This is a genomic window from Streptomyces sp. GQ60 (assembly GCF_059758875.1).
The window spans coordinates 92,903-108,937 of record NZ_JCAXEG010000008.1 but is presented as its reverse complement, the minus strand read 5'-3'; the positions used below and the strand labels follow the sequence as shown (position 1 = coordinate 108,937).

Sequence of the window (16,035 nt, the reverse complement as noted above, 5' to 3'; positions counted from 1 at the left end):
AGGGGGACACCGTCCAGCGCGAAGCGCGACGGTCGTCCCCCTCTTCATGAGCTTCATGAGCGCACAAGGGAACCCCTGCACGATGTACAAACTCTTCTTCAACCTGGTCTTCAAGCGGATGGACCCGGAGCAGGCCCACTACATGGCCTTCCGCTGGATCCGCCTCGCCGCCCGCATTCCGGTGCTGCGCACCTTCGTCGCCGCCTACCTGGCCCCCCGGTACGCCTCCCTGCGCACCGAGGCCCTCGGACTGCGGATGCACGGCCCCTTCGGGCTCGCGGCCGGCTTCGACAAGAACGCCGTCGCCATCGACGGGATGTCGATGCTCGGCTTCGACCACATCGAGATCGGCACCGTCACCGCCGAGGCCCAGCCCGGCAACCCGAAGAAGCGGCTGTTCCGGCTGGTCCCGGACCGCGCGCTGATCAACCGCATGGGCTTCAACAACGAGGGCTCGGCGGCCGTGGCGGACCGCCTGGCGGCCCGTGAGGCGGCCCTCGGCACACGGCGCGGCCGGACGGTCGTCGGCGTCAACATCGGCAAGACGAAGGTCGTTCCCGAGGAGGAGGCCGTCGCGGACTACGTCGCCTCCACCGAGCGCCTCGCCCGGCACGCGGACTACCTCGTCGTCAACGTCTCCTCCCCGAACACCCCGGGCCTGCGCAACCTCCAGGCCACGGAGTCCCTGCGGCCCCTGCTGAGCGCCGTGCGCGAGGCGGCGGACCGCGCCGTCACCGACCGGCGGGTCCCGCTGCTCGTCAAGATCGCGCCGGACCTCGCGGACGAGGACGTGGACGCGGTCGCCGACCTGGCCCTGGAGCTGGGCCTCGACGGCGTCATCGCGACGAACACGACGATCGCCCGCGAGGGCCTGGGCCTGAAGTCCGACCCGTCGCTGATCAAGGAGACCGGCGGCCTGTCCGGCGCCCCGGTCAAGGAGCGCTCGCTGGAGGTCCTGCGCCGGCTGTACGCCCGCGTCGGCGACCGGCTGGTCCTGGTCGGCGTCGGCGGCATCGAGAACGCCGAGGACGCCTGGCAGCGGATCCTGGCCGGCGCCAGCCTGGTCCAGGGCTACAGCGCCTTCATCTACGAGGGCCCCTGCTACGCCCGCGCCATCCACAAGGGCCTGGCCGCGCGCCTGGCCGCCAGCCCGTACGCGACGCTCGCCGAAGCGGTGGGCGCGGAAACCCGAAAGGCCGCGCTGTGACCCCTGCGACTCCTGTGATCCCGTTCGGTACGCGGCTGCGCGAGGCTATGGACACCCGTGGCCCGCTGTGCGTCGGCATCGACCCGCACGCGGCGCTGCTGGCCTCCTGGGGCCTGAACGACGACATCGCGGGCCTGGAGAAGTTCTCCCGCACGGTGGTCGAGGCGCTCGCCGACTCGGTCGCGGTCTTCAAGCCGCAGGTGGCGTTCTTCGAGCGGTTCGGCTCGCGCGGTATCGCCGTACTGGAGCAGACGGTGGCCGACGCCCGCGCGGCGGGCACGCTGGTCGTCATGGACGCGAAGCGCGGTGACATCGGCTCGACGATGGCCGCGTACGCGGAGACCTTCCTCTCACCGTCCTCGCCGCTCTTCTCCGACGCGCTGACGGTCTCCCCGTACCTGGGCTACGGCTCGCTCGCTCCCGCGGTGGAGCTGGCGCGGGCGTCGGGGGCCGGTCTGTTCGTCCTCGCCCTGACCTCCAACCCGGAGGGTGCGGAGGTCCAGCGGGCGGTACGGGAGGACGGCCGGACGATCGGCGCGACGATGCTGGCCCACCTGGCGGCGGAGAACGCGGGTGCCTCCCCGATGGGCTCCTTCGGAGCCGTGGTCGGGGCGACCCTCGGGGACCTGTCCTCCTTCGACCTGGACATCAACGGGCCGCTGCTGGCCCCCGGCATCGGGGCGCAGGGCGCGACGGCGGCGGACCTTCCGTCGGTGTTCGGCTCGGCCGTCCGCAACGTCGTGCCGAACGTGTCGCGGGGCGTCCTGAAGCACGGCCCCGACGCGGCCGCGCTCCGGGCTGCGGCCCAGACCTTCGCGGACGAGATCCGCACCGCGGTCGAGGCGTAGCCGACGGGTCCGCCGCGCGGGCCCGGGTCCCCTACCCGGCCGTCGCCCGTTCCCCGGGCCGCCCCGGACCCCTTGTCGCGTGCGGCGCCGTTTCCGGGGGCCCCGCCCCCGGACCCCCGCTCCTCAAACGCCGGAGGGGCTGGGAGTGCGCTGCGCGTGCGAGCCGGCGTCGGCCAAATCCGGCCTCGCCGGCGTTCGAGGCGCGGGGTCTGGCGGGCGGGGGTCCGGCTTTTCAGCGGTCCGGCGCGCGAGGGCCGGGGTCTGGCTTTTCAGCCGTCCGTCGTTTGAGGACCGGGGTCTGGGGCGGAGCCCCAGGGGGTCCGGGCGCAGCCCGGTACCCCTTCCCAGCCCGTCCGGCGTTTGAGGACCGGGTCTGGGCTGGCCCGGGGAACGGTGGAAGGGCGGGTAGGGGACTCCGCCCCGCGCAGCGGGAGGGTGTGGGCGCGGCTGGGGGCAGGGCGTACGGCCCGGCAGGTCGGGGCTTCGGACCGGTCTGGTGCGGGACGGCCCCGGGCGATCATGGGGTGGGGGGTTACGGCCCCTACGCCCGGACGGAGCGCCCCGCGTGCCCCATCGGGGCCACCGAGGTCCACTCCTGCGGTCCGATGGGCATGCTCAAGGCCGTCACGGAGACCGCCGCCGGAGCCGCCGCCCACACCGCCGTCGAAGAGGCCATGGCCTGCGGCATCGGGATCTGCATGAGCTGCGTCCTGCCCGTCACCGGCCCCGACGGCGTCATCCGATTCCTTCGCTCCTGCACATCCGGACCCGTTTTCGACGGCACCACCGTCCGCTGGGACGACGCCGGAACCCTGCCCGAGGACCTCGAAGGCGCGGCCGCCATGACCCCGAAGGCGAGCGACCGGTGAATCCTCCGAGCCCTCCGCGTCCTCTGAGTCCTCCGAGCCCTGTGAGTGCCCTCAGGCCCGAAGACGTGGGCATGTCCGCACCCCTCGGTGCCCGCGTCACCCTCCCGAACCCCGTCTCCACCGCCTCCGGCTGCGATGGCCGAGACCCCGAGCGGGATGCTGAACTCCATCGGGCTCCAGGGCTCCGCATCGACCGCTTCGTCGAGCACGATCTGCCCTGGCTGGCCGAGCGCGGGGCACGGGTCCTGGTATCGGTCGCGGGCGAGCGTACGGAGGAGTTCGCCGAGGCGGCCGCCCGGCTGACCGGGCGGCCCGGAGTGGTCGGCATCGAGGCCAACATCTCCTGCCCCAACGTCGCGAACCGCGGTCTCGTCTTCGGCTGCGACGCCGAGGCCTCCTTCGAGATGGTCAAGGCGGTCAAGGCCGCGGCCGACCCCGCGCTGCCCGTCTACGCCAAGCCGACCCCCGATGTGACACGGATCACCGACGTGGCCGCCGCGTGCACGGAGGATGGCGCCGACGGGCTCTCGATGATCAACACCGTCCTCGGGATGGCCATCGACACCGACACCATGCGCCCGGCCCTCGCCGGGGTCACCGGCGGCCTCTCCGGCCCGGCGATCCGGCCCGTCGCCGTCCGCTGCGTCCACCAGGTCCACGGGGCGATGCCGGCGGCCGGCGCCCGTCCGGCGGGTCCCCGTCCTCGGGATGGGCGGGATCGCCTCCGGCCGGGACGCGCTCGAATTCGTCCTCGCCGGCGCTTCGGGCGTGGCGGTGGGGACCGCGCTGTTCAACGATCCGTCCGCGCCCCTGAGGATCCGTGACGACCTGCGCGCGGCACTCGCCGCACGCGGGATCGGGGCGTTCGAGGACGCCGTCGGACGGTCTCATCGCACTCTCTGACGAAATTCGAACGTCTTTCACCGGACAAAACCGGGGTGGTTTGTCCGTGATGTACGGTTCAGTGGAGGCTGACCAGGACTTTTCGTCCGTTCTCGCTGACTGGAGCGGTCATGGCCGCTAGTCTCCGAGCAGAGTGAACGAGCAGCGATCGAGCACCACCGCTGTTCGGGAACTCGCCTGGTGTGATGCCTTCCGGCATCTCACTGGTCCGTATCCGACAGTTCGACATCCGAGGTGACGTAGGCGTGGCTCTTCCGCCCCTTACCCCTGAACAGCGCGCAGCAGCGCTCGAAAAGGCCGCCGCGGCTCGCCGGGAGCGGGCCGAGGTGAAGAATCGACTCAAGCACTCCGGCGCCTCCCTGCATGACGTCATCAAGCTGGGTCAGGAGAACGACGTCATCGGCAAGATGAAGGTTTCCGCTCTCCTGGAGTCCCTGCCTGGCGTCGGCAAGGTGCGCGCCAAGCAGCTCATGGAGCGCCTCGGCATCTCCGAGTCCCGGCGTGTCCGAGGTCTCGGTTCCAACCAGATCGCCTCTCTGGAGCGCGAGTTCGGCGGCAACGCCGCCTAAGGCGTCGTCCGAAGTTCTCCCAGCGTTCTCAGGCAGTCCCGAGAAGCTGGATAATCGCTCTATGGCAGCAGAGGTTCGTCCGCGGCTGACCGTGCTCTCCGGCCCTTCGGGGGTCGGCAAGAGCACGGTCGTCGCGCATATGCGCAAGGTTCACCCCGAGGTCTGGCTCTCGGTGTCGGCCACCACCCGCAAGCCGCGGCCCGGTGAGCGACACGGAGTCCACTACTTCTTCGTCAACGACGACGAGTTCGACAAGCTGATCGCCAACGGCGAGCTGCTGGAGTGGGCCGAGTTCGCGGGCAACCGCTACGGCACACCCCGCGGCGCAGTGCTGGAACGCCTGGAGAACGGCGAGCCGGTCCTGCTGGAGATCGACCTCCAGGGCGCACGGCTCGTACGCGAGTCCATGTCCGAGGCACAGCTGGTCTTCCTGGCTCCTCCGAGCTGGGACGAGCTGGTCCGCCGGCTCACCGGCCGGGGCACCGAATCGGCGGAGGTCGTCGAGCGCAGGCTCGGCGCCGCCAAGATCGAACTGGCTGCCGAATCCGAGTTCGACACCACCCTGGTCAACACCTCGGTCGAGGACGTGGCGCGCGAGCTGCTAACGTTGATGAATGTCGTCTGATCGTTGACCGGTGTTCAACCGGTCCGCACGGTCCGAATCCGACACATCTAGGTCTTACCCCATCTTCGGAAGGTAGAGCGTGTCCTCTTCCATTACTGCGCCCGAGGGCATCATCAACCCGCCGATCGACGAGCTGCTCGAGGCCACGGACTCGAAGTACAGCCTCGTGATCTACGCGGCCAAGCGCGCGCGTCAGATCAACGCGTACTACTCGCAGCTCGGTGAGGGCCTGCTCGAGTACGTCGGCCCGCTGGTGGACACCCACGTCCACGAGAAGCCGCTTTCGATCGCGCTGCGCGAGATCAACGCGGGTCTGCTGACCTCCGAGGCCATCGAGGCCCCGGCTCAGTAAGGCACGAGTTTTCCTTTCACCACAGGCCCGGCAGAACATCTGCCGGGCCTGTGGTGTGTCATAGGTGTCATAGAGGTGTGATGGTGGTCATCAGCCGAAGGGGCGTGTGTGGTGGGTAAGCCGAAGGTCGTGCTCGGAGTCAGCGGCGGGATCGCCGCTTACAAGGCGTGCGAGCTGCTGCGCCGGCTGACCGAGTCCGGGCACGACGTACGCGTGGTGCCGACGGCCGCGTCGCTGAACTTCGTCGGGGAAGCCACCTGGGCCGCCCTCTCCGGCAACCCGGCCTCCGCCGAGGTCTGGGAGAGCGTCCACGAGGTGCCGCACGTACGCATCGGGCAGTCCGCCGACCTCGTCGTCGTCGCCCCCGCCACCGCCGACATGCTCGCCAAGGCCGCCCACGGGCTGGCGGACGACCTGCTCACCAACACCCTCCTCACCGCGCGCTGCCCCGTGGTGTTCGCACCCGCGATGCACACCGAGATGTGGGAGCACCCGGCCACCCGGGAGAACGTGGCCACGCTGCGCCGGCGCGGTGCCGTGGTCATCGAGCCCGCCGTCGGCCGGCTCACCGGCAAGGACACCGGCAAGGGGCGGCTGCCCGACCCCGAGGAGATCTTCGAGGTGTGCGCGAACGTATTGAGAAGGCGCGGCCGCGCCGGCGGGGTGGCCGAGCCCGACCTCGCCGGCCGGCACGTGGTGATCAGCGCGGGCGGGACGCGCGAACCGCTGGACCCCGTCCGCTTCCTCGGCAACCGCTCCTCGGGCAAGCAGGGCTACGCCCTCGCCCGTACCGCGGTCGCCCGCGGCGCCCGGGTCACCCTGGTCTCCGCCAACACCGCTCTCGCCGACCCGGCCGGGGTGGACCTCGTACGGGTGGGGACGGCGCTGCAGCTCCGCGAGGCCGTACTCAAGGCCGCCGCGGACGCCGACGCGGTGGTGATGGCCGCGGCCGTGGCCGACTTCCGGCCGGCCGAGTACGCGGGTGGGAAGATCAAGAAGAAGGACGGGCAGGAGCCCGCACCGGTCGTCCTCGTACGAAATCCAGACATTCTTGCGGAGATTTCCGCCGACCGGGCTCGGGAGGGCCAGGTCGTGGTGGGCTTCGCCGCCGAGACCGACGACGTGCTCGCGAACGGGCGTACAAAGCTCCTCCGCAAGGGGTGTGACCTTCTCGTCGTCAACGAGGTGGGTGAGGCGAAGACCTTCGGTTCCGAGGAGAACGAGGCGGTCATCCTGTCCTCCGACGGAAGCGAGTTGGCCGTCCCCTACGGTCCGAAGGAGTCGCTCGCAGACGTGGTGTGGGATCAGGTGGTACCGCGCCTCGGGGCGCGACGCGCCTGAGCGGAGGCTCTTTCAGCGGGCTGCTGCTTGGGTAAGAATGGAGTGTCGCAGGTCACACGGCTCCCATAGGGCGAGACGGGTGGTCCAGCGAACGGTGGCGACCGATAAACTGCAGCCGGGACGTGATCGGGCGCAGCCTCCGATGTGGTTCCACCAAAATTTCAGCCAGCAGCCGCTGCAACCCCAGGGAGCGTTGTGTCCCGTCGCCTGTTCACCTCGGAGTCTGTGACCGAGGGTCACCCCGACAAGATCGCTGACCAGATCAGCGACACCATTCTCGACGCGCTCCTCACCGAGGACCCGACCTCGCGCGTCGCCGTGGAGACCCTCATCACCACCGGTCTCGTCCACATCGCGGGAGAGGTGACGACGAAGGCGTACGCGCCGATCGCGCAGCTCGTCCGCGACAAGATCCTCGAGATCGGCTACGACTCCTCGAAGAAGGGCTTCGACGGCGCCTCGTGCGGCGTGTCGGTGTCCATCGGCGCGCAGTCCCCGGACATCGCGCAGGGTGTCGACACCGCCTACGAGAAGCGCGTCGAGGGCGACGAGGACGAGCTCGACAAGCAGGGTGCCGGCGACCAGGGCCTGATGTTCGGCTACGCCTGCGACGAGACGCCCGAGCTGATGCCGCTCCCGATCCACATCGCGCACCGGCTGTCCAAGCGGCTGTCCGAGGTCCGCAAGAACGGGACCATCCCCTACCTGCGTCCCGACGGCAAGACCCAGGTCACCATCGAGTACGACGGTGACAAGGCCGTCCGTCTCGACACGGTCGTCGTGTCTTCGCAGCACGCGGCGGACATCGACCTGGACTCGCTGCTCGCTCCGGACATCCGTGAGTTCGTGGTCGAGCACGTGCTGGCCCAGCTCGTCGAGGACGGCATCAAGCTGGACACCGAGGGCTACCGCCTGCTGGTCAACCCGACCGGCCGCTTCGAGATCGGCGGCCCGATGGGCGACGCCGGCCTGACCGGCCGCAAGATCATCATCGACACCTACGGCGGCATGGCCCGCCACGGCGGCGGCGCCTTCTCCGGCAAGGACCCGTCCAAGGTCGACCGCAGCGCCGCCTACGCGATGCGCTGGGTCGCCAAGAACGTGGTCGCCGCCGGCCTCGCCTCGCGCTGCGAGGTCCAGGTCGCGTACGCCATCGGCAAGGCCGAGCCCGTCGGTCTGTTCGTGGAGACCTTCGGCACGCACAAGGTCGACGTGGAAAAGATCGAGAACGCCATCGGCCAGGTCTTCGACCTGCGCCCGGCCGCGATCATCCGCGACCTCGACCTGCTGCGCCCGATCTACGCCCAGACCGCCGCGTACGGCCACTTCGGCCGGGAGCTGCCGGACTTCACCTGGGAGCGCACCGACCGCGTGGATGCCCTGCGCACCGCCGCCGGCCTGTAGGACCCCGCAGCACCCGATGGACGGACGGCCCCGGACCCCTGTGGTCCGGGGCCGTCCGCGTGCGGCGCCCCGTCCGCCGTTGTCGGTGGGGTTTGGTAAGAATGCGGGTGTGAGCAGCACCAATGACGCGGGGGAGCAGAGCGGACCGGGAGGTCCGCCGGAGCAGCTCGCGCTGATGCGGGAGATGGTCGCGGAGGCGAAGGCCAAGGCGCCCAAAGCCAAACCGCGAACGTGGCGCGGGGCCTCCGTGGCCGAGGAGCTGCCCGTGGCCCGGGTCCTCGTGAACAAGGGCGTGCTCCACCTCGACCGGCTCTTCGACTACGCGGTCCCCGCCGAGCTCGCCGAGTCCGCCCAGCCCGGTGTCCGTGTCCGGGTCCGATTCGGCGCGGGCTCCCACCGGGTCCACGGCGGCCGCCGCGAGGGCGGGGGGCTCATCGACGGCTTCGTCATCGAGCGCCGCGCCGAGTCCGACTACAACGGGGCCCTCGCTGCCCTCGCCCAGGTCGTCTCGCCCGAGGTCGTCCTCGGTCCCCGGATGCTCGCCCTCGCCCGCGCCGTCGCCGACCGGTACGCCGGCAGCCTCGCGGACGTGCTCCAGCTCGCGCTGCCCGCCCGCAGCGCCCGCGCAGAGGCCAAGCCGTCCCCCGAACCGCTCCCCCCGCCCGCCGCGCCCGAGCCCGCCGGCTGGGAGCGCTACGGAGCGGGCCCCGGCTTCCTGCGGGCCCTGGCGGGCGGTGGTACCCCGCGTGCCGTGTGGACGGCCCTGCCCGGCCCCGGCTGGGCCGACGAGCTGGCCCGCGCCATGGCCGCCACCCTCGCCTCCGGACGCGGCGCCCTCGCGGTGGTCCCCGACGGGCGCACCGCGGGCCGTGTCGACGCGGCGCTGACCGCCCTGCTCGGCGAGGGGCGGCACGCGCTGCTGACCGCCGAGTCCGGGCCGGAGAAGCGCTACCGCCAGTGGCTGGCCGTCAGCCGGGGCTCGGTGCGGGCCGTGGTCGGCACCCGGGCCGCGATGTTCGCTCCCGTACGGGACCTCGGGCTCGTCGCCGTCTGGGACGACGGCGACTCCAGCCACAGCGACGTCCACGCCCCGTTCCCGCACGTGCGGGAGGTACTGGAACTGCGCGCGGTCACCGACGGCTGCGGCTTCCTGGTGGGCAGCACGAGCTGCACGGTGGAGGCCGCGCAGCTCGTCGAGTCCGGCTGGGCCCGGCCGCTGGTCGCCGACCGCGAGACGGTACGGACGTACGCGCCGCGGATCCGGACCGTCGGCGACGAGCTGCTGGCCCGGGACGGGGCCGCGCGGGCCGCCCGGCTGCCGAGCCTCGCGTGGGAGACCGTACGGGAGGGGCTGAAGACCGGGCCCGTACTCGTCCAGGTGCCCCGGCGCGGCTACGTGCCCCGGCTGGCGTGCGAGCGGTGCCGGACGCCGGCGCGGTGCACGGCCTGCGCGGGGCCGCTGGAGGCGCCCGACGCGCGGGACCTGCACTGCGGGTGGTGCGGGCGGGCCGAGCCGGCCTGGCACTGCGAGGAGTGCGGATCGTTCCGGCTGCGGGCCCAGGTGGTGGGCGCGCGGCGGACCGCCGAGGAGCTGGGCCGGGCCTTCCCGGCCGTCCCGGTACGGACCTCCGGGCGCGACCACATCCTGGACGAGGTGCCGGACCGGCCCGCGCTGGTGGTGTCCACGCCCGGTGCCGAGCCGGTCGCGGCGGGCGCCGGGTACGCGGCGGCGCTGCTGCTGGACGGCTGGGCCATGCTGAGCCGGCCCGACCTGCGGGCGAGCGAGGACGCGCTGCGGCGCTGGATCGCGGCGGCCTCGCTGGTACGGGGAGACGGGCAGGTGGTGGTCGTCGCCGAGCCGACGCTGCGGCCGGTGCAGGCGCTGGTGCGGTGGGATCCCGTCGGGCACGCGGTGCGGGAGCTCGCGGAGCGGGCGCAGCTCGGGTTCCCGCCGGTGTCCCGGATGGCGGCGGTCTCCGGGGCCGGCGCGGAGGTCGTCGAAGCCTTCCTGGCGGGGGCCGGGTTGCCCCCGGACGCGGAGGTGCTGGGGCCGGTCCCGCTGCCCGCGCTGCGGGGGGAGCCGTCTCCGGGGGAGCGGGCGCTGGTCAGGGTCCCGCCGGGGAGCGGGGCCGCGCTGGCGGCTGCGCTGAAGGCCGCGCAGGTGGCTCGGCTGGCGCGGGGGGTTCCGGCGGCGGAGGCGGTCCGGATCCGGATCGATCCGCTGGACATCGGCTAGGCACTCCCGGCTCGGACAGGCCCGGCCCGACCGGACAGGCGGGCCCTGCGGGGCTGTCCCCTACCCGCCCTTCCACCGTTCCCCGGGCTCCGCCCGGACCCGGTCCTCAAACGCCGGACGGGCTGGAAAAGGGCTCCGGGCTCTGCCCGGTCCCGGGTCCGGGCAGAGCCCGGGGAACGGGCGGAGGGCGGGTAGGGGACCCCATGTCTTCCGTTCCTTGGCGGGTGCCGGGAACGACGGAGCCCCCGGCGGGGTGGCCTGGGGCCGGGTCGCCGGGGGCGGGCTCGTCGGGGGTCGGCGTCCCGACGGGAAAGGGTCAGCCGTTGCGGGGGCCGGGGAAGGCGCCGGGGCGGGATGCGCCCGCCTCCTCGCGCACCGGCTGCGGCGGCACCGAGCGCGCCGCCGGGATCGTGGGCAGCGGTCCCAGGGTCCGGGTCGTCGTGCCCTCGGCCAGCGGCTCCCGCTCGGCGCCGGGCTCGGCGCTCTGCGCCCGCCGGGCACCGTAGCGCCGGTGGACGGCCTGCTTGGTGACGCCGAGCGCCGAGCCGACCGCGTCCCACGAGAAGCCGAGCGAGCGGTCGAAGTCCACCGCGGCGGTGACCAGCGTCTCGACGCTGTCCCGCAGCTCCTGCGCGAGGCGGACGGTGGGCGCGGGTGCCCGGCCGTAGACGACGAAGCCCGTGGAGGGGCCTGAACGGCGCGGGCGGTAGACGTTGCCGAGCTGAGCGGTGAGCGTACGCAGAGCATCCACCTGCCGGCGAACCCGCTCGATGTCCCGCACCAGGAGGTGCAGGCTGGCCCGTGCTTGGGCGTCGTGGGTGGCGTGGTCGGCCATGAAGAAGCCTCTCGAACCGGTGCTGAAGAGCGGATCGGGCCGCAGACACCGTTCTGTTTCGCGGCCCGTTTCGGTCAATCTCTCTTGACCAACGCGCTACCCGGTGGGCAGGTCACGCTATGGGGGCGTGTCGGCATATGCGAGGGGCGCGCGTGTGTGCGTACGCCCCCTCGGGCGGGCGGCGCGACGCAGGTGGGACCGTGGGCGGACAGACCATAGACTGATGTGCTGCTGACAGCCGAGATAGCGAGGTAGACCCCAGTGAAGCTCGTCTTCGCAGGCACCCCCGAGGTCGCCGTGCCCGCCCTGGACGCTCTGATCGCCTCCGGGCGCCACGAGGTCGCCGCCGTCGTCACCCGGCCCGACGCGCCGGCCGGCCGAGGCCGTCGCCTCGTCGCCAGCCCCGTCGCCGAGCGCGCGGAGGAAGCCGGCATCGAGGTGCTCAAGCCCGCCCGGCCGCGCGACCCCGATTTCCAGGCCCGGCTGCGCGAGATCGACCCCGACTGCTGCCCGGTGGTCGCGTACGGCGCGCTGATCCCCAAGAGCGCCCTGGACATCCCGAAGCACGGCTGGGTCAACCTGCACTTCTCGCTGCTGCCCGCGTGGCGCGGCGCCGCGCCCGTTCAGCAGTCGATCATGGCGGGGGACCAGGTCACCGGTGCCTCCACCTTCCGGATCGAGGAGGGGCTGGACACGGGCCCGGTCTTCGGGATCCTCACCGAGGAGATCCGGCCCACCGACACCAGCGGCGACCTGCTGACCCGCCTTGCCTTCGCCGGCTCCGGACTGCTGGTCGCCACCATGGACGGCATCGAGGACGGCACCCTGCGCGCGGTCGAGCAGCCCGCCGACGGGATCTCGCTCGCGCCGAAGATCACCGTCGAGGACGCCCGGGTCGACTGGAACGCGCCTGCGATGCGCGTGGACCGGCTGGTGCGCGGCTGCACCCCGGCACCGGGCGCGTGGACGGTCTTCCGGGGGGAGCGGCTCAAGCTGGTCTCGGTCGGGCTGGTCGCGGACCGGACCGACCTGAAGCCGGGCGACCTGAGCGCGGCCAAGAACAACGTCCACGTCGGCACCGGCTCGCACGCCGTGGAGCTGCTCTGGGTGCAGCCGCAGGGCAAGAAGCCGATGAAGGCCGCCGACTGGGCGCGCGGGGTGCGGATCGCTCCGGGTGAGCGGCTGGGCGGCGGGGCCGACGTAGGCTGATTTTTTTCGTAGTTCTTCGCGTTCCTTTTTTCTTGCAGCACTTCCCGTAACCCCCGGAGCACCTTTCACGTGAGCGAGCAGCCTCGTAGCAAGCCGGCCAAGCCGGCCAAGCCGGCCAAGTCGGCCGAGTCGGCAAAGTCGGGCAAGGCGGCTAAGTCGGCCGAGCCGGCCAAGTCGGCCAAGCCGCACCGCAGGCCCAAGAAGGACCCCGTCCGGATGCTGGCCTTCGAGGTGCTGCGGGCCGTGGACGAGCGGGACGCGTACGCGAACCTCGTGCTGCCGCCGCTGCTGAAGAAGGCCCGCAAGGACGAGACCTTCCAGGCCCGGGACGCGGCGCTGGCCACCGAGCTCGTGTACGGGACCCTGCGCCGCCAGGGCACGTACGACGCGGTCATCAAGGCCTGCATCGACCGGCCGCTGCGCGAGGTCGACCCGCCGGTGCTCGACGTGCTCTCGCTCGGCGCGCACCAGCTGCTCGGGACCCGGATCCCCACCCACGCGGCGGTGTCCGCGAGCGTGGAGCTGGCCCGGGTGGTGCTCGGGGACGGGCGGGCGAAGTTCGTCAACGCGGTGCTGCGGAAGATCTCCGCGCACGACCTGGACGGGTGGCTGGAGAAGGTCGCTCCGCCGTACGAGGACGACGCGGAGGAGCACCTCGCGGTCTTCCACTCGCACCCGCGGTGGGTCGTCAGCGCCCTGTGGGACTCGCTGGGCGGCGGCCGCGCCGGGATCGAGGACCTGCTGGAGGCCGACAACGAGCGGCCCGAGGTCACGCTGGTGGCGCGGCCCGGGCGGTCCACGGTGGAGGAGCTGCTGGAGGCGGTGGGCGAGGACTCGGCGCTGCCCGGGCGCTGGTCCCCGTACGCGGTCAGGATGGCCGAGGGCGGCGAACCGGGCGCGCTGGAGGCGGTGCGCGACGGCCGCGCCGGTGTCCAGGACGAAGGAAGCCAGCTGGTGGCGATGGCCCTGGCGGCCGCCCCGGTCGAAGGCCGTGACGAGCGCTGGCTGGACGGCTGCGCCGGGCCGGGCGGCAAGGCGGCGCTGCTCGCGGCGCTCGCCGCCCAGCGCGGGGCGTTCCTGCTGGCCTCCGAGAAGCAGCCCCACCGGGCCCGCCTGGTCGAGCGGTCGCTCGCGGGCAACCCCGGTCCGTATCAGGTCATCACGGCGGACGGGACGCGTCCGCCGTGGCTGCCGGGATCGTTCGACCGCGTCCTGATGGACGTGCCCTGCTCCGGCCTGGGCGCGCTGCGCCGCCGCCCGGAAGCACGCTGGCGCAGGCGTCCGGAGGACCTGGAGAGCTTTGCTCCGCTCCAGCGCGGGCTGCTGCGCGAGGCGCTGTCCGCCGTGCGGGTGGGTGGCGTGGTGGGCTACGCGACGTGCTCGCCGCACCTGGCGGAGACGCGGGTGGTCGTGGAGGACGTACTGAAGGGGCGTGGCGCGGGTGCAGTCCCGATCGCGGCGGAACTGATCGACGCGCGCCCGTACATGCAGGGTGTCCCGGCGCTGGGCGACGGCCCGGACGTACAGCTGTGGCCGCACTTGCACGGGACGGACGCGATGTATCTGGCGCTGATCCGGAGGACTGGGTAGGGGAGGGCGGCGCGGACGGGGACGGGGTGTCCGCTCCCGTCCGCCCGTCCGTCCGCCCGTCTTGGTGTCGGCGCGGCCGCGTTATGCGACGGCGGTTCCTTCCAGCTCGACCAGCTGGCCGGGGATCGCCAGCCGTGTCACCCCGAGCATCGTGGTGGTCGGCGCCACCCCGGCGGCGCCCAGCCTCGCGGCCAGCTCGCCGTAGTGCTGGAAGAGGAGATCGACGTCGGTCGTGTAGACGTTGAGGCGGACGAGGTTCGCGAGGGACATGCCGGCCTCGGTGAGCACGGCCTCCACGTTGTCGACGCTGAGCGCCAGCTGCGCGGCCATGTCCCCGTCGTGCTCGGGCTTGCCTTCGCGGCTCATCGACGTCTGCCCCGAGACGTAGAGGGTCCGGGTGTGTCCGGTGACGACCTCGCCCTGGTTGAAGCCCCTCTCGACGGACCAGGTCACCGGGTTGATCGCGGTGCGTTGCATTGCCATGTCGACTCTCCGTCGGGTCGGTGGGTGGTGGGGTGGTGATCGTGCGCCGTGCGGTGTCTTGTGGATGAGCCTCGCAATGAATCACGACACCCTCTGTCGTGTATTCCGATAAAGTTTTTACATGCGCGCTGACCGGTTGGTCTCGCTGGTGCTGCTGCTGCGTCAGCGCGGTCGGCTGACTGCGGACACGCTGGCCCGCGAGCTGGAGGTATCCACCCGTACGGTGCTGCGCGACATCGAGGCGCTGTCGGCTGCCGGGGTCCCGGTCTACGCCGAGCGTGGCCGGCACGGTGGGTTCGCGTTGTCTCCCGGATTCCGGACCGAGCTCACCGGCCTGAACCACGAAGAGGCGCTCGCCTTGCTGGCCGCCGGATCGGGGCGGGGCGAGCAGGTGTTCGGCCTCGGCTCGGCGCTCGCTTCGGCCATGCGCAAGGTGGTCGACGCACTGCCCGAAAGCCACCGGGCCACCGCGAGCGACGCGGCCCAGCGATTTCTCGTCGACCCGGAGTCCGACCTGCTCTCGCGTCGGCTGGTCGCCGAAGAGGTATCCGGCACGGCGATGATCGAGGTACGGCGTGCGGTGCTCGGCGGACGCAAGCTGCGGATCCACTACGCGGCCACGGGCGAGGCGCCGCAGTGGCGCACGGTGGACCCGATCGGGCTGGTCACCGTACGGGACCGGGGCTACTTGCTGGCCACGAGGGCGGGCGAGGACCGCACCTACCGGCTGTCGCGGGTACTGGCCGCCGAGGAACTCCCGGAAGCGGCGCAGCGGCCGAACCGGGTCGACCTGGACCGGATCTGGCAGGAGCGCTCCGCGCAGTTCCTCTCCGGCGGCGACCACATCGCCGTCCTGGTCCGGGTGAACCCGGCGCGGCGGGAAGACCTGCTGAACACCGCCCTGGCGGTCCGCGCGGAGGAGCCCGACGCCGACCCGGACGGCTGGCTGCGCCTGGAGGTGACCTTCCAGGATTCACGACATGCCCAATGGGCACTGTGGCAGCTCGGCATGGATGGCGAGGCCCTGGCCCCGCAGTCGTTGCGCAGCGCCCTGCGGGACCGGGCCGCGGCGGTCGCGGCGCGCTACGGCGGGTCGGGGGAGTGAAAGGTGCTGCGGGGGCTGCGGGGGTTGTGGGTTGTGCTGCGGGTTGGTCGGTGGCTGCGTGGGGTTCCGGGGGGCGTCCCGGCAGTCCAGTGTCCTTTCGGTGTGGACCGGTCCCTCAAGGGCGCTCCCTGCGGTCGCGTCGCTACGCGATGGCCTTCGGCCACCCTTGACCGACCGGCCCACACCGAAACGCCACAAGACTTCCGGGATCCCCCCGGGGAACGGCCGGGGGGAGGAGTGGGGAGGAGCGGCCCCGTCTGAGATGCCTGTGCCCTCCTCCGGTCGGCGGTCATCCGCACATACGGATCCGGCAGGACAGTGACCTCAACCGGAACAGACGCGCGGGGCGATCACAGCATCCAGGACCGGGCGCCTGAACACCCTTCCCGTGACCGCCGACCGCCACCACGAGCGAGAGGGGCATGAGAGCGACCTCAGCGTCGGTGGGCGCGACAGATC

Annotated in this window: 15 protein-coding genes and 1 pseudogene; 14 read left to right on the top strand and 2 right to left on the bottom strand. The window is 72.3% G+C overall.

Features of this window, described 5'->3' with window-relative positions:
* Positions 1 to 82 precede the first annotated feature (82 nt).
* From AC6CKD_RS21285 to AC6CKD_RS21235, 11 genes and pseudogenes are all read left to right on the top strand, one after another.
* Positions 83 to 1,207 (top strand): quinone-dependent dihydroorotate dehydrogenase, encoded by a 1,125-nt coding sequence (locus AC6CKD_RS21285; RefSeq protein WP_498329336.1) that lies wholly within the window; start codon positions 83 to 85, stop codon positions 1,205 to 1,207.
* Between the two features lie 14 nt (positions 1,208 to 1,221).
* Complete coding sequence (gene pyrF / locus AC6CKD_RS21280) at positions 1,222 to 2,055, top strand: orotidine-5'-phosphate decarboxylase (protein WP_498329334.1); 834 nt, start codon at positions 1,222 to 1,224, stop codon at positions 2,053 to 2,055.
* A gap of 524 nt (positions 2,056 to 2,579) precedes the next feature.
* Positions 2,580 to 2,924 carry an iron-sulfur cluster-binding protein gene (locus AC6CKD_RS21275; protein ID WP_498329027.1) on the top strand — a complete coding sequence of 115 codons (345 nt, stop codon included), beginning with the start codon at positions 2,580 to 2,582 and terminating at the stop codon, positions 2,922 to 2,924.
* A gap of 71 nt (positions 2,925 to 2,995) precedes the next feature.
* A pseudogene (locus AC6CKD_RS21270) lies at positions 2,996 to 3,526 on the top strand (beta/alpha barrel domain-containing protein); the annotation flags it as partial.
* A gap of 106 nt (positions 3,527 to 3,632) precedes the next feature.
* Positions 3,633 to 3,827: a hypothetical protein gene (locus AC6CKD_RS21265; protein WP_498329026.1), complete on the top strand. Its 195-nt coding sequence runs from the start codon at positions 3,633 to 3,635 to the stop codon at positions 3,825 to 3,827.
* A gap of 245 nt (positions 3,828 to 4,072) precedes the next feature.
* Complete coding sequence (mihF, locus tag AC6CKD_RS21260) at positions 4,073 to 4,396, top strand: integration host factor, actinobacterial type (RefSeq protein ID WP_243334344.1); 324 nt, start codon at positions 4,073 to 4,075, stop codon at positions 4,394 to 4,396.
* 61 nt (positions 4,397 to 4,457) lie between these two features.
* On the top strand, positions 4,458 to 5,021 hold the full coding sequence (gmk, locus tag AC6CKD_RS21255) for a guanylate kinase (protein ID WP_327251766.1): 564 nt from the start codon (positions 4,458 to 4,460) through the stop codon (positions 5,019 to 5,021).
* Between the two features lie 79 nt (positions 5,022 to 5,100).
* The gene (gene rpoZ / locus AC6CKD_RS21250; protein WP_004948662.1) at positions 5,101 to 5,373 is read left to right on the top strand and encodes a DNA-directed RNA polymerase subunit omega; all 273 of its coding nucleotides are present in this window, start codon (positions 5,101 to 5,103) and stop codon (positions 5,371 to 5,373) included.
* A 111-nt stretch (positions 5,374 to 5,484) separates the two neighbouring features.
* Positions 5,485 to 6,714, top strand: a complete 1,230-nt coding sequence (gene coaBC, locus AC6CKD_RS21245; protein ID WP_498329025.1) for a bifunctional phosphopantothenoylcysteine decarboxylase/phosphopantothenate--cysteine ligase CoaBC — start codon at positions 5,485 to 5,487, stop codon at positions 6,712 to 6,714.
* Positions 6,715 to 6,909: 195 nt separating this feature from the next.
* Positions 6,910 to 8,118: a methionine adenosyltransferase gene (gene metK / locus AC6CKD_RS21240; protein WP_498329024.1), complete on the top strand. Its 1,209-nt coding sequence runs from the start codon at positions 6,910 to 6,912 to the stop codon at positions 8,116 to 8,118.
* Between the two features lie 16 nt (positions 8,119 to 8,134).
* On the top strand, positions 8,135 to 10,354 hold the full coding sequence (locus AC6CKD_RS21235) for a primosomal protein N' (protein WP_498329023.1): 2,220 nt from the start codon (positions 8,135 to 8,137) through the stop codon (positions 10,352 to 10,354).
* 316 nt (positions 10,355 to 10,670) lie between these two features.
* Here AC6CKD_RS21235 and AC6CKD_RS21230 read toward each other — a convergent pair whose 3' ends face one another.
* A complete protein-coding gene (locus AC6CKD_RS21230) occupies positions 10,671 to 11,189 on the bottom strand; it encodes a hypothetical protein (RefSeq protein ID WP_498329022.1) in 519 nt (172 codons plus the stop codon).
* Positions 11,190 to 11,450: 261 nt separating this feature from the next.
* Between AC6CKD_RS21230 and fmt the strand changes: the two genes are divergently transcribed.
* Both fmt and AC6CKD_RS21220 read left to right on the top strand, forming a co-directional pair.
* Positions 11,451 to 12,398 carry a methionyl-tRNA formyltransferase gene (gene fmt, locus AC6CKD_RS21225; protein WP_498329021.1) on the top strand — a complete coding sequence of 316 codons (948 nt, stop codon included), beginning with the start codon at positions 11,451 to 11,453 and terminating at the stop codon, positions 12,396 to 12,398.
* Positions 12,399 to 12,467: 69 nt separating this feature from the next.
* Positions 12,468 to 13,988 (top strand): RsmB/NOP family class I SAM-dependent RNA methyltransferase, encoded by a 1,521-nt coding sequence (locus AC6CKD_RS21220; protein ID WP_498329020.1) that lies wholly within the window; start codon positions 12,468 to 12,470, stop codon positions 13,986 to 13,988.
* 81 nt (positions 13,989 to 14,069) lie between these two features.
* Here the strand turns inward: AC6CKD_RS21220 and AC6CKD_RS21215 are convergent, their stop codons facing one another.
* Positions 14,070 to 14,465, bottom strand: coding sequence for a RidA family protein (locus tag AC6CKD_RS21215; protein WP_498329332.1), 396 nt, complete (start codon positions 14,463 to 14,465; stop codon positions 14,070 to 14,072).
* Positions 14,466 to 14,592: 127 nt separating this feature from the next.
* Between AC6CKD_RS21215 and AC6CKD_RS21210 the strand changes: the two genes are divergently transcribed.
* Entirely contained in the window at positions 14,593 to 15,576 is a 984-nt protein-coding gene (locus tag AC6CKD_RS21210) for a helix-turn-helix transcriptional regulator (protein WP_498329019.1), read from the top strand.
* Positions 15,577 to 16,035 lie beyond the last annotated feature (459 nt).